At 43.6% G+C, this 13,546-nt stretch carries 14 protein-coding genes; 2 read left to right on the top strand and 12 right to left on the bottom strand.

The window, feature by feature from the left end:
* Positions 1–41: 41 nt before the first annotated feature.
* The 12 genes from tnpC to MY523_RS00765 all read right to left on the bottom strand — a co-directional run bounded on the left by tnpC (position 42) and on the right by MY523_RS00765 (position 12,561).
* Complete coding sequence (gene tnpC / locus MY523_RS00820; protein ID WP_250655122.1) at positions 42–1,616, bottom strand: IS66 family transposase; 1,575 nt, start codon at positions 1,614–1,616, stop codon at positions 42–44.
* Between the two features lie 24 nt (positions 1,617–1,640).
* Positions 1,641–2,000: an IS66 family insertion sequence element accessory protein TnpB gene (gene tnpB / locus MY523_RS00815; protein WP_250655121.1), complete on the bottom strand. Its 360-nt coding sequence runs from the start codon at positions 1,998–2,000 to the stop codon at positions 1,641–1,643.
* The gene (tnpA, locus tag MY523_RS00810) at positions 1,997–2,311 is read right to left on the bottom strand and encodes an IS66 family insertion sequence element accessory protein TnpA (RefSeq protein WP_250655120.1); all 315 of its coding nucleotides are present in this window, start codon (positions 2,309–2,311) and stop codon (positions 1,997–1,999) included. Before tnpA ends, tnpB begins: the two co-directional genes overlap by 4 nt.
* Before the next feature lie 64 nt (positions 2,312–2,375).
* Positions 2,376–2,564, bottom strand: a complete 189-nt coding sequence (locus MY523_RS00805) for a hypothetical protein (RefSeq protein WP_250656914.1) — start codon at positions 2,562–2,564, stop codon at positions 2,376–2,378.
* A 2-nt stretch (positions 2,565–2,566) separates the two neighbouring features.
* A complete protein-coding gene (locus MY523_RS00800; protein ID WP_250656913.1) occupies positions 2,567–2,998 on the bottom strand; it encodes a hypothetical protein in 432 nt (143 codons plus the stop codon).
* Between the two features lie 173 nt (positions 2,999–3,171).
* Positions 3,172–3,603 (bottom strand): hypothetical protein, encoded by a 432-nt coding sequence (locus MY523_RS00795; protein WP_250656912.1) that lies wholly within the window; start codon positions 3,601–3,603, stop codon positions 3,172–3,174.
* Between the two features lie 138 nt (positions 3,604–3,741).
* Positions 3,742–4,164 (bottom strand): hypothetical protein, encoded by a 423-nt coding sequence (locus MY523_RS00790; RefSeq protein ID WP_250656911.1) that lies wholly within the window; start codon positions 4,162–4,164, stop codon positions 3,742–3,744.
* A 72-nt stretch (positions 4,165–4,236) separates the two neighbouring features.
* Positions 4,237–7,323: a hypothetical protein gene (locus MY523_RS00785; RefSeq protein ID WP_250656910.1), complete on the bottom strand. Its 3,087-nt coding sequence runs from the start codon at positions 7,321–7,323 to the stop codon at positions 4,237–4,239.
* A 13-nt stretch (positions 7,324–7,336) separates the two neighbouring features.
* Complete coding sequence (locus tag MY523_RS00780; RefSeq protein WP_250656909.1) at positions 7,337–7,972, bottom strand: hypothetical protein; 636 nt, start codon at positions 7,970–7,972, stop codon at positions 7,337–7,339.
* Positions 7,973–8,143: 171 nt separating this feature from the next.
* Positions 8,144–8,902: a hypothetical protein gene (locus tag MY523_RS00775; RefSeq protein ID WP_250656908.1), complete on the bottom strand. Its 759-nt coding sequence runs from the start codon at positions 8,900–8,902 to the stop codon at positions 8,144–8,146.
* 51 nt (positions 8,903–8,953) lie between these two features.
* Positions 8,954–10,345: an HlyD family type I secretion periplasmic adaptor subunit gene (locus tag MY523_RS00770; RefSeq protein WP_250656907.1), complete on the bottom strand. Its 1,392-nt coding sequence runs from the start codon at positions 10,343–10,345 to the stop codon at positions 8,954–8,956.
* A complete protein-coding gene (locus MY523_RS00765) occupies positions 10,345–12,561 on the bottom strand; it encodes a type I secretion system permease/ATPase (protein WP_256470511.1) in 2,217 nt (738 codons plus the stop codon). The genes MY523_RS00770 and MY523_RS00765 overlap by 1 nt, the downstream gene beginning before the upstream one ends.
* 324 nt (positions 12,562–12,885) lie before the next feature.
* Here MY523_RS00765 and MY523_RS00760 point away from each other — a divergent pair, with 324 nt between their 5' ends.
* Positions 12,886–13,017: a helix-turn-helix domain-containing protein gene (locus MY523_RS00760; RefSeq protein WP_250656906.1), complete on the top strand. Its 132-nt coding sequence runs from the start codon at positions 12,886–12,888 to the stop codon at positions 13,015–13,017.
* Between the two features lie 237 nt (positions 13,018–13,254).
* Positions 13,255–13,497 (top strand): CopG family ribbon-helix-helix protein, encoded by a 243-nt coding sequence (locus MY523_RS00755; protein ID WP_250656905.1) that lies wholly within the window; start codon positions 13,255–13,257, stop codon positions 13,495–13,497.
* The last annotated feature ends 49 nt before the right edge of the window (positions 13,498–13,546 follow it).

Raw genomic sequence — 13,546 nt, 5'->3', positions numbered from 1 at the left:
CCGCTGCCGCTTGCGATGCATAGACGGTGCGTAAGCGGTAATTAATTCACACCTTGCGGTAACGTTTCGTTCATGAGCAAAGTCGTTAGGTCCTGATTCCATGGCAGCAGTGCCTCCACGTCATTGACGTTTGCGACTAACGGTAACTGGGTAAACAGCTGCTTGAGATAAGCATAAGGCTCCAGTCCATTCGCTTTGGCTGTTTCGATAACACTATAAATTCGGGCGCTGGTATGGGCTCCTTTCGGGGTATCACTAAACAACCAGTTTTTACGCCCCACTACGAACGGGCGAATAGCATTTTCCGCAACATTGTTATCGATCTGTAGTTGGCCATCGTCTAAATATATGGTCAAGCGCGACCAGTATTTATCCATATAATGCAGGGCCTTTCCCAGTAAAGTGGTCGGTGGCACCGTCGAGACAGTTTTGTCTAACCATTTTCGAAGCTTGTCTATTACCGGTTTCGCTTTTTCCTGTCGCATTTGATAGCGGGTTTCCGGTTTCGCACTTTTATAAGCCCGTTCAAGTCCATACAGTTTACCGATCATGTCGATGGCAACATCAGCTTTTCCTCTGGTCTTGACTTTATTTTTAGGTTGCGCTTTTTTTGCTTCCATAAACTTGCGCCTAGCATGCGCCATACAGCAGAGCTGGGTAATACCTGGTTGTGACGCGACGGCATTATAGCCCTCATAACCATCGGTATGCAGGTAGCCTTGATAGCCGGACAACAGGCGCAGAGGTACCTGACCGGAACGACTCTGATCATAATCAAACAGGACAATACGTTGTTGTGGTGGCCCCGCAACCTGGACCCACATATAGGATTGACTACTGGCAGGTTTGTCCGGTTCTTTAAGAACCTTAACCACCGTTTCATCGCAATGAATGACGGGGCTCTCAAGCAATCGGTCACGCATTAGATTGATCAGTGGTTGCAGTAACTCACTGACACGGGTCATCCAGTTCGCTAGTGTCTGCCGAGGAAGGTGAATGCCTACACGATTGAACATGCCTTCTTGTCTGTAAAGCGGTAACGCATCCTGATACTTTGAGACCGCAACATGAGCCAACAATCCCGCACTGGCGTTGCTCTTTGGGATTGGTTGAGCTGGCTTGGTGGCTATTTTGATATTCCCCTCGCAGGCCTTGCAGGCATACTTTTTCTGAATATGCTGCAGTACGCGGATTTTGGCAGGAATGATATCAAGCTGTTCCGATGTTTCTTCACCCATTTCCGTGAGTTGACAGCCACAAGGACATTGAAGCTCAGATTCAGGAAGATCATAGATTACTTTAACGCGAGGCAGTTCAGACGGTAATGGTTTACGGCCACGAGTCTTGGCTTTAGTTTTAGTTTCAGAACTTGGGGTAGCTTCCGCATCGAGTTCAATAATAGGATCTTCTGCGGCTGCTTCAGCCTCATCAAAGAGTTCACCCTGACCCGGCGCTTTCTCGCTTTGCGAGGCAAATTTACGATGTAGGAACAGACGCCACTGCTCCTCTAGATGCTCCACACGAGCCTGCTTTTTATCCAACAGCACTTGTTGCTCTTGTACTAAAGCCTTAAGGCTTTCAACGTCGTCAGGTAGGTTGTCCGGGGTGATTTTCATGCCTGGTATTATACCCAAAATCGCTTAGATAACCGACTGATAATTCAGGGTTTGGTGAGGTCTATTGTTCCAAAGATCAAAGCCGTCCAGCAGCCAATTTAGCTCCTGGCCTGTCAGGTTAATAACATCTTCCCCCAGTTTTTTAGGCCACTTAAATCGCTCTTTATCCAAGCGCTTGTACCAGAGACAGAATCCATTACGCTCCCAGTACAGTATCTTAATTTTATCTCGCTGACGATTGCAGAACACAAATAGGGCTTCCTCGAATGGGTTCAGGTTCATCTCAGCCTCCACCAAAACTGCCAACCCATTGATTGATTTACGGAAGTCCACTGGCTCTCTATGCAGATAGACGGTAACCGACGAGTTATCAGGTCTCATCATAACAGCGGGCTACCCATCGTCATTTGTAATCTGAACTTGCCCCAGACAACAGAGCAAGAAAAAACGGGGGGTGGTTGCTTGCGAGGGACAGACTTTTGCGGAAGCGTGACGGTGGCTTTTGCAAAAGCAGCTGATGACGGCTCTGTTCGAATAACGCCCTTGCGTCGAAGCTCGTGTTTATAGCTATGAAACTGTGATACTTTTAAGTCATGTTGATCACAGTAGACCGGAGCTGTTAGTTTCTGCTGCTCACATTGTTGGATGTGATTGAGCCAGTAAGTTTGTTTCTCTGTTAATGCTGGTTTGCTCATGGTTTACCCCATCATTGGTGAGGTTTGAGCGTAATTGAACATCTGAGCTGATGTTAGATGGGGTTTATTGATCGCTTACGACGGTGCTGGGATCATCCAATATTGTTCCTGAATAAAGCAAATAAGTACTATCACTAGTAACGCCGTTAACGTTTGCTGATACATTTTTTACTATATCGATTAAATCGTCTAAGGTACGAGTATCGCCACCTGTAGCAAGTAGTTCTTCAACCTGATTAAGAGATAAAGACATTATCAAACCTCCCAATTGAATTCAGGAATTATTTCAAACTCAGGTTTACCAAACTCATTCAATGGTCCCTTACCAAAGCGCCCATAAACGACGAATGCTTGCATAAGCTCTTCTTCAATTTCCCCCCGCAGTTCAGCTACTAAGTTTGCCCCTCCTTTAATTGCAGCCTTATTTCCAAACAAACTATCAACATAAACTTCAAACCAACTCCCATCAATAAGCACAAAAAATCTAGAATACATTGTATCTGTACGTACAATTTCTGGAACTAAAAATAGATAATTGCCTACCTTCTTGTTAATAGCCCAGTTTTTTGAAAATTGGCCTTCTTTTCTTAAAAAGCTTAACAAGCTAAGCTTTTCAGGATCACTAATCGCGTCATCAATAATTTTATTCTGGTCTTCCAGTGATATAGGTTCTAATACGTAAGTCATCCTTCTCTCCACACTCTTCATAAAGTTGTATTTCAAATTAAGCAAAAAATCTCAGCTATATTCTCTGGTTAAAAAATAGAGCTGACACCTTTTTCATACAAGAGCTTTAAGCTGCTCAATCGTAAACTCTCTTTCAGATAATGCTTTTATTGCTTGATCATAAGTTATCGACATTAGCCTTTCCCCTCAATAAATTCAGGAGAAAACATATATTCAGGTTGACCACATTCGTTCAATGGGCCTTCACCGAACCGACCATAAACCTCAAAGGCATTAGTAATTTTTTGTTGTAAACTCGACAGTAACTCATGATTTAATCCTTCTAACCCACTAATGGTTGAGGGGCCAAACATGTTATCTAGCACAAAGCTATAGATTTCGTGATCGACAAAAATGCAAAATCGACAATTTTGCTTATCATCTCTGATTTGGTTGGGCGCTAAGAATAAGTAACTATTTGATTCATAATCTACGGCCCAGAATTTAACAAAGCGTTGTTCTTTCATTGCATGCGAAAATCGATTCTTGAGCTCCAAGTCCAAACTAAAGTCATCAAGGATCTTCTTTTGATCTTCTGCGGTTATAGGTTTTAGTTGGTAGGTCATCCTTCTCTCCAGATTCCAAATCAAATTACAAGTTAAATAAAAAATTTCAGATATACTCTTTTTACGCAAAAAAACAAATCTGAAATCTTTTTGCCTGTTGTTGAATTTCCGCTATAACTTGTTGACTTAAGTTACCCATTACATATCCTCCTTGAAATAGTAGCTGCCGTCATACAAAGCATCTATAGCTAATTCAGCTTCTCGTTTAACGTTTTTGCCCTTTTCAATGCCCTCAATTTGAAGCGGCTTTAGTACTTGACTCATAGGCTCGGTTTCAAGCAAGTGAATCTCACCATCAAGAAATAACACTATGCTTTTTACTTCCAATACATATGTCAATCGAACAGCATAAAAATTACGCTCACGATCAAACACCCAGTAATTATAATCGGACACAACCCCTAGCGGAGTTTCATAATCCGTTGGGACACCAGACATTGAACCTCGAACGTGTGCTTTCTTTTTCCAGAAGTCAGGTAAACCCTTTGGCACCTCATTCGCCAAATCATTCTGTATTTTTATGCAATTTTCTGGTGTTAATTTTTCTTTAACGTAACCCATTTGATTCTTCCATAAAGGTTAATTAATTTGAGTTTCAAGCTAAGTAAAAAGCTTCAGATATATTCTCTAATTTCAAAAAATAGATCTGACACTTTTTTCCTTCCCGCCATAAAGATGGTCGTTGCCATTCAGCTCCAATGGCAGCTCGCGGAAAAAATCTGTAATAGACTCGTCTAGAAAATACGTAGTACGAGGCAGTTGACTCGGGTCTGTATGTCGATCCCCCCATAAGTGGTCATCACCGTCCTCTCCATATATCGTGTCATCACCGATCTCACCGAGAATCCAGTCATTACCTGAGCCACCCCAAACCTTGTCGTTATAAGTTTCCCCGGCAACCGTAGCAACAATAGCATTCGCCATTGGAGTCGTCATCGAATAAGCTATATCATCTTCGACCCAATGATGGCTCGCCAACTCTATTTTTGAGTCTGCATAAACAAAATCGCCTTCACTGCCTGTATATATAACATCAGCCCCATGTCCACCTCCTACATAATCAGCCCCGGAGCCTGTGCTAATCATGTCATTGTCTCGGTCCCCCGAAACATAGTCGCCACCAGCCCCACTGAAAATGATATCTTTACCATTCCCCGTCTCAGAGGGATACATATAGTCAGAGTTGGTAATTGCAGACTCTGTGTCACTAAATCCTATCCACTTACCCCCTGCGTCATAAACTAATTTGGCTTCAATGCCAAAATTTCCGGCAATATAGTCAACTCCACCTCCACCAAAAATTTGGTCGTTACCAATACCTCCATATAATGTATTGTTACCATTTTTACCATTGATAAAATCATCACCTGCTCGCCCAAAAAGATGATCTTCTCCACCTATTTGGTTAATCTCAGGATTGTCTGCAAGATATTGCTTAATCTCCGCTGGTAAAGCTGCATATGCAGCAGCCCACTCAGGAGAACTTTTGTGTACTCTGGCGCTATCGCCGCCAACTAGAATGTCATTGCCATTTCCACCCTGAAACCCAAAGTCCCCGCCTTCAATAAACTTGCCGTATTGGCGTGGAGGGATTTCTTCTAACTGATTCCATAACTCAGTGGCAACGGTAGCGTCATAAATAATTCCTTTCTGAGGGTCAAACCAGTCAGTACGGTGTTCAAACAAAGGTTGAAACACCTCGCTCGAACCTGGGCGCAACCCCAAACCGACATCAAACGCCCCATTAAGCACAGGCGGGATAGGCTCACCCGTTTCAATTCGTATACCGAACCGCTCATCCGCTAGACTCTTACTAAAGTCTTCAATAACGAGTACGCCATCTGAAGTATCACCTTTTAACGTGATATAAAGTTTGCCATCTTCAGAGAAATAGTAATGGTTTTTTTGCTCATCTTCATACAACTCCCCCTTGTCGTCTGTTTGTGTGAGCTTGGTGATCTTCTGGCCGTTTAACCTTAATTCATTCTTTCCCTGAGTGTCGCGAATCGTGTCATTGCCATCTCCGGTATTGTAGTAATAGGTGTCGTCTCCTTCACCGCCTTCAAGATAATCAACCCCTTTACCACCCGTTAAATGATCATTCCCTTTTCCACCGTATAATTTGTCATTTCCATCCTTGCCATCAATTGTATCGCTTCCTCCACGAGCATATAGATTGTCATCGAACTCCTCTCCCTCAATTGTATTGCCATCAGCGTCTCCAAAAATAACTACTCGATCATGAGTCGTATGGCCTGGTGTTATATTCCCCACTTTTAATTCACTCTGCGAGAATTCATCCCAGTACAGTGTGATTTTTTCTTGGCTAGGATTATGTACAGTATCGCTTAAACTATTGGCTAAGTTTGCCTGTAAAAAAGCGGTTAAAAAAACAGCCTTATCAGTCAAGTATGACTCGCTATAGTTCTCTAGCGAAAGCTGTCCATCGCTGTTATGCGCATCGTACAAGTTACCCGTCGATATTATTGCAATAGGTAATGTATTCTCTAACGCATATCTAAACGCTAGGCCTTCATTGTTATCTAGCTTCGCAAGATCAATAATTTCTGACACTGAAAGGGAAGATAGGTCAATAATCTCAGCGATGCTACTGGACGCCCCCATGTCAGCTAAATAAATATTTAAAGCTGTCATTCGGTCAACATAATTTTGTTCGTTGCTTACAGGTTGAGGGTTTTCAACATTGAGGAAGAGTCTTTCCATTGACTTTAGGAAGCCTTCTATCCCCTTGTCTTCTTGGTTTGAGTAAAGAGATACTATTTGTTCTCGATCATTAACGCTTATGCCATTTGCCACATCCAGCAGTTGTATTTTATTGAGTATTTCTTGATGATAAAGAACCATATCAGAATTAATATAAGAGCCATTATCTAGAGCATGGGCCTGAAATACATTTGGGGGCACCTGATTTTCTAAAAACTCTGTATGTGCTGGCTGATTTGATTGAGTAAAGGCCCAAAGTGCTTCACGCGCTGCATACGCATCAGAGTCTGGAGACAGTCCGCTAATATAGTTTTCCTCCCCAAAACCGGGCAGGATAGAGAAAGGTAAATCTGGATCCATATCTTGTATGAACACTAAATGCCCAGTACTTTTGTCAAAAACTTTTAAAACCCCATCAGTAGACCCGTCGTCCTTAATATAATTTAACTCATCGAAATCATCATAGCGCTTACCTAGCTCCAGAGCTGAATATATTTCTGCGGATTCAAATGGACTTAATTCAGTAAAACCAGCCTTAAAGGAGTTGTAAGTTCCTTCACTCCATATATCATTCCAGCGCTCTAAGTATAGCAACGGCTCAGTGATGAATTGGATATTTCCAGGGAACAAGGAACCCATGAGTTTGCTGTCCCAAACTCCATGATCAGCCTCTTTCATATCCGTTTCGTTTATTATTCCGGTTCCGTCCCCTACAATATCATTTATTACTGCCTCTAATGTTGCTACGACAATATCCATAGAGAACTGGTCTAAAGTTAACTGATAGTGCTCAGAGTCTGCCAACTTAGCCAAATAATTACCTGTAACAGCCATCCCACCCCAGACCCCACTATAAGTGGTAATAGCTGCTTGAATAAGGACTTGCTTCTCACCGGTTAGCTCATATAACCTTAAGTAAAACCCGCCCCTATCTCCATCAGCAATAAAAGCAGAAAGTTCTTGAATGTGTTCTTCAGTAATTTGCTCTACAGGCATTATTTAATTCCATTTATTGTAAAAATTTACTAATTTCTAGGCGGACCAAATTGTCAATTAGTCCCCATTCGTTGTATCGCTCTTCAGTAATGCCAAACTCATAAGATACTGTTTGGTTAAATGAAGATCGAATCGAGCATTTTCCACCCTCAACACAGGCAATAAGGTACGGGAACTCCTTATTTTTTATCCAAAAGTGGTAATCGTAATAGCTCAAATCGGATTTGCCGTACTTTTCAAAATGAGAGTTTTCTTCCAGAAGTATTCCTGATAAATAATTTCTAGAATTTAAGTTGTTTTTACTGATAGGGGCCGGTGCTCCATAGATATTCAAAGTTAAAACTCTATTCTCGAGCGCTGTATTAATCTGGCTAATATTTCTAAATTTTTCTGACAGTTCATTTCTAAGTTTTTTGTAATGAGGCTTTAAAGGCTTCATTTCAGGATACAGATATTCCAATTCGATCTCCCTATACCCAAACAGTTCTTTGTTAAACGCTTCCCGGAAATAGGCATCCGGAATGCTAAAGGTTGAGGTATAACCGCCCCTCCCTACCTCCATAGTAATATTTCTTTCTGTGTAGAAGTGTACTGAAACAATAAGCCCAACGACCACTGCTAAGGTAATAATGAAACATCTATTTTTCATAATTTGATCCCTATACCTCCCCAGGCCCCATATAAGTCGTTATTTGAAAGGGCTTGAACTGAACTGAACCGGTCAGTTCATAATATTTATAATAGGCTTGGCCTCGATCCCCTGCATTTAAGTATCCTCTTATTTCATTTACATCTTCGATATTTAGGTCATTGACAGGCATTATTCCGAGTCCTTTTTGCAAACAAATGTTTCAATTAAAGATTGAATATCATCATTCAGTCTTTTGAACTTTTTAAGATGATTTCGTGAAAAGTTAAATTCAAACGTCATAGATTCACTATAAAACGTTTCTAGGGTACATCGATGACTAGTATTGCATTTGAAAACAGAAGAGTAGTTCTCTGGATTTGGGCTAACAAAATAATCGTCGGACTGGGGTAAAGCTTTACTATCCCCTGTATATTGCCATAACCCACTTTCATATTTTTCGAATACACTAAATTCACTTTGTCTCTTGAGTTTATCCTTACCAAAAAAATCCGAGTCCCAAAACTGATGAATAAAGTCTTCGCCATGAAGCGGTCTAAGGGTTAATAGTGATTTTTCGACCAACCATTCACGTTGCTTTTTCCTAGACCAATTTTTGTAATCAGGGTTTTTCTTGACAAACTCTTCTGCGTAGATATTCCAAGGCTTTAAGCTAGGGTAATGAAGTAGTAGGGTGATATCAGATTTGACGCCTCGACGAATATCTTTAGAGTAAAGGAAATAAGCCTCTGGAACGCATAAGTCTGTACGGCCAGCCTTTGGGCTATAAATAAAGAACTCAACGATATCCGTATCCTCACTATAACTTTTAGATATACCGGAGCTTGTAGGATAAAAATCTACTATAAAAAGGTTACCTATTAAGTAAATAATCCCACAAAGAAAAACTAATGCGCCGACAACTATTTTAATTTTTGAATTGCTAACCATGTTTACAGTTCCATATTTGTTATAAAGGCGTCAGATCTACTTGTCATAATCCTACCGCTCCCTCACACTCTCTTGCTTATACCTGAGTAACGGCGATAAAAAGTACTCTATCAGTCGGCGCTTGCCGGTCTTAATTTCACTAACGGCTGACATACCGGGCGTTAGTTTGACCCATCGGTCTTCTACTTGCAGGCCATCTTGATGTAGTTTGATTCTTGCACTGTAGACTAGACCGAGGTTTTCATCTTGTATTGCGTCATCTGAGATGGTCATTATCTCTGCATCGATCAAACCGTATTTGGTGAAGTTAAAGGTATCAATCTTCACTTCGGCTTTTTGGCCTTCATGCACAAAACCAATGTCTTTATTGAGTATGAGGACTTCGGCTTCCATTTCACTTTGTTCGGGTACGATCACCATTAACGGTTGTGCGGGTGTGACCACACCACCAATGGTATGTACGGCCAGTTGCTGTACTTGACCACTGATTGGCGCGGTAATTTTTTGTTGTTGATTGCGTTCAGTCGCTTTGATCAGCTCTTGCTGTAAACCCGCGATTTGCAGTTGGGTTTCTTGTAGCTGGGTGAGGTTGTTTTTACGTTGTTCGGAAATAAGGGTATCGATTTGGTTTTGGGTGGACTGTATCGAGGCTTCCAGCTGTTTATAACGGGCTTGCTGGACTAACAGGTCTTGCTCTTCTTCGATCAGTTCTTGTCGGAGTTCCAGGTATTGCAGTTTAGAGCCGTATTCTTTTTTACGCAGGGTATCAAGGGCATCAACCCGTTCTTGCAGTACTGGCAGTATACGTTGTTTTTTGGTGACTTCGGCCTGGGTCATCTCTTGCTCCGCGCTCTGTCTTGCTTGTTCACTTTTTAGTGCGTTGAGCCGGGCGGTGAGCTCGGCGCGTTGTTGATTCAGTAGGTTTTGTTGGGATGGGGTTAATGGATCTGGCTTCTGATCATTGGGTTTGTCGTGGTTGGCTAACCACTGCTCAAACGCTTGCAGGCGTTTTACGGTGGCTTGTTGTTCGTTCAGTTCATGGCTCAAACGCTGTACGTCGGCTTCTGTTTGAATTGATTCCAGGGTAATAAGTGGCTCACCCTGCTTTATGTACTGCCCTTCCCGCACATGGATCTGTTCTATTTTGCCGGCATCCAGCGGTTGTATCTGTTTGATATGTTCACTGGGGATGATCTTGCCACTGGCAACCGCGACGATATCCACTTTACCAAAGAAGGCCCACAACGAAGCAAGGGTAAATAAGATCACAATCGCCCAGATAATGGCTCGACCTGCGGCTGACGCGGGGGTTTGTTCGACTTCGATAGCGGCGGGGAGAAATTCCAGCATCTCTTTATCTGAGACTGTGGCCTCTTTGTTAAACAGGGACCAGCGGGAAGGTTTGGGCGCGCTGGCCGTTGAGATATTGGCAAGTTCAGCCATCAGGCGATCCCCCCTTCTGTTTCTTCTATTAATGGGGTGCTCGGTGTCACCGTTTTGGCCTCTTGGTTATCTGTTCTAATCGAGGGGATATGGCTTTGATGGCTATGCAGTTTGGCGTAGTAGCCTTGTTGATCGATCAGTTGGTCATGATGGCCACTTTCTACAATGCGCCCTTGTTCCACCACAATAATACGGTCTGACATGCGTACCGTTAAGAGGCGATGAGCAATCACAAATACCGTTCGGTTTTTACAGATGTCGCGCATATTGTCTTGAATAATCCGTTCAGACTCATAGTCCAAAGCACTGGTGGCTTCATCAAAGATAAGGATTTTAGGGTTGGTGATCAGTGCTCTGGCAATGGCGATACGTTGCTTTTGACCACCAGACAGGGAAGCCCCCTGTTCACCCACCACGGTGTCGTAGCCTTCGGGCAGCTGTAAGATAAAATCATGAGCACCGGCCAGTTGGGCGGCTTGAATGACTCGTTCCATGGGCAAACTGGGGTCAGCGAGGGCAATATTCTCTTTTACCGAGCGGTTAAACAGCACGTTCTCTTGTAGCACGACCCCGATTTGGCGACGTAACCAGGCGGGTTCGACCTGGGCAACATCGACCCCATCCACCAGCACTCGGCCTGCTTCCGGCACGTAGAGCCGCTGAACCAGTTTGGTGAGGGTGCTTTTACCGGAACCGGAACGGCCGACTATGCCGATAATTTCACCGGGGTTTACATCCAGCGAGAGGTCTTTGAGGATTTCAGGACGGTCGGGTTGGTAACGAAAGGTAATATGTTCCAGCGTAACCCGGCCTTTTAGTTCAGGCAGTGTGGTGCGGTTGGGGTTATGACCCGGTTCGGAGGGGGTGTTGAGAATGTCCCCCAGTCGGTCAATGGAGATGCTGGCTTGTTGAAAATCTTGCCAGAGTTGCACCAAACGTAATATGGGGGCGCTGACTCGACCGGCCAGCATGTTAAAGGCGATGAGCTGACCAACACTGAGTGAACCGGCGATCACCAACGATGCCCCGACCCAAAGAATCAGTACCGTCACCGCTTTGTTGATAAAACCTGCAGTTTGGCTCGCCACATTCCCCAGATTGGTGGCTTTGAAAGAAGCAGAAACATAGGCCGCTAGTTGCTCTTCCCAACGGCGTTGCATTTGCGGTTCAACCGCCATGGATTTGAGGGTTTCAACACCGGAGATCGATTCCACCAGAAAGGCCTGGTTTTCAGCCCCGCGTTTGAATTTTTCGTTGAGTCGGTTACGCAATATCGGGGTAATGGTAAGCGATAAGATGATGTAGAGCGGTATCGACCCGAGAACGATCCAAGTCAGGGTTGGGCTGTAATAATACATGACCGCGAAAAAGATCACTGTAAAAGCCAGATCAATTACGAGTGTGAGTGCAGAACCAGTAATAAATTCACGAATGGTATCCAGCTCACGGACGCGCGCCACGGTATTGCCGACCTGTCGGCTATTAAAGAAGGCAATAGGTAAACGCAGCAAGTGATTAAAGAGTTTTGAGCCGAGGGTGACATCCACTCGATTGGTGGTGTGCGAAAACACGTAAGTTCGCAGGCCATTAAGTACTACATCAAACAGCGAGATAACAATCAGGCCAAAACAGAGTACATCGAGTGTAGTTAAGCCTTGGTGGACGAGCACTTTATCAATAATGACCTGAAAGAACAGCGGCGTAATCAGGGCGAACAACTGAATAAAAAACGAAGCAATTAACACCTGGCCGAGTATTTTTTTGTATTTAATAATCGCCGGCACAAACCAGCTGATATCAAACTTCCCCGTCATCCCCGGCAACACTGAACGGCGTGTGACCATTAGCAGTCGCCCACTCCAACGCTCATTAAATTCTTCCTCGCTGAGCATTTCCGGTTTACCCACCAGCGGGTCTTGAATCAGCACCTTGCCTTCGCCCGCACGGGCTAGTACCACATATTGGCCGTTCTGATCTTCGGCAATGGCGGGCAGTGTGAGTTTGTCGAGTTTATCAATGCGGGCGGTCACCGCTTTGGCTTTTAGTTTGAGGTGACGGGTTGCGCGGATAAGAGCGGTTTCGTCGAGTGGTTTGTCGTGAGTACCAAACTGGTGATGGATTTGAGCAGGATCGGCGGCCACTTGATGAAAACGGGCGACCATGATGAGACAAGCCAGACCCGTATCGACGGATCGCTCATTTGAGTTCTGAGGCACAACAACATCCTTTTAATACCCTGTCCAAGCATTCTAGAGCCCTCTAGAACATCGCGCGGAACGGTAACAAAGAATGACGCACCGCTCAATAACACAAATCAAGCGACTGCTAGATCGGTGTAGCATTTTTTGATTTAAACGCCGAAATGCTGCATGGATGTCGCAGTTATTTTTCTAAACCATCCTGTTTTATGATGTAGGTCTCACTTGCATGTCAATCAGGCTATCCTCCCTCACAAAACCTTCACTCTGTTGAAACCAGTTTGTCATACTCTCTGGGCAAACTATTCCATTATTGGAGAGACGTTAAGCAGAGATGTTTATATGATCATTAAAGAACTAGAACTTAATCCCAAAACCGTTGCCGCGGTAATGAGAATGGAAGGCTATAAACAAAAAGATATTGCAAAAGCCATTGGCGTGACGACCCGAACGATTCAAAAGTGGTTTAAGTAGGGTTTTACACCACTGGGCTGTTACCCCACCAGTTTACCCCATTTCCGTAATCTGCCCATGCCAGCGTTAATGGTATAAGGTTGCAGCCCTATTGTTCGCTCATTCAAAAGGGAAAAAAGCAGCAGGCATGCGCCAATATCAGGTAAAAATAGATCGGCATTTTTTACTTTCTTCTTTGACACTTTGTTTGAGGTGATGCGTTATAGTGTGTACTACTGACTACAGCGAGATAATAACATGTCTACCACTATGACCATTCACCTCGACTCGGAGCTTAAGCAGGGTCTTGATCAACTTGCCGAAGCAACTCATCGCTCTAAATCGTTTCTGGCTGTTGAGGCACTTCGCGACTTTGTAGAGCTAAATGAATGGCAAGTTCAGGAAATAAAGTCTGCACTTACCGAAGCTGATAACGGCGATTTCGCTTCCGATAATGCGGTGCTTAACACACTCAATAAATGGGGAGTTAATGGAAGTTAAATGGCTAAATAAAGCCATTAAGAATCTTAATGATGAGGCTGAATACATA

Origin of the sequence: Alkalimarinus coralli (assembly GCF_023650515.1) — a bacterium.
Taxonomy (GTDB): domain Bacteria; phylum Pseudomonadota; class Gammaproteobacteria; order Pseudomonadales; family Oleiphilaceae; genus Alkalimarinus; species Alkalimarinus coralli.
This window is presented reverse-complemented; position numbering and strand designations above follow the sequence as displayed.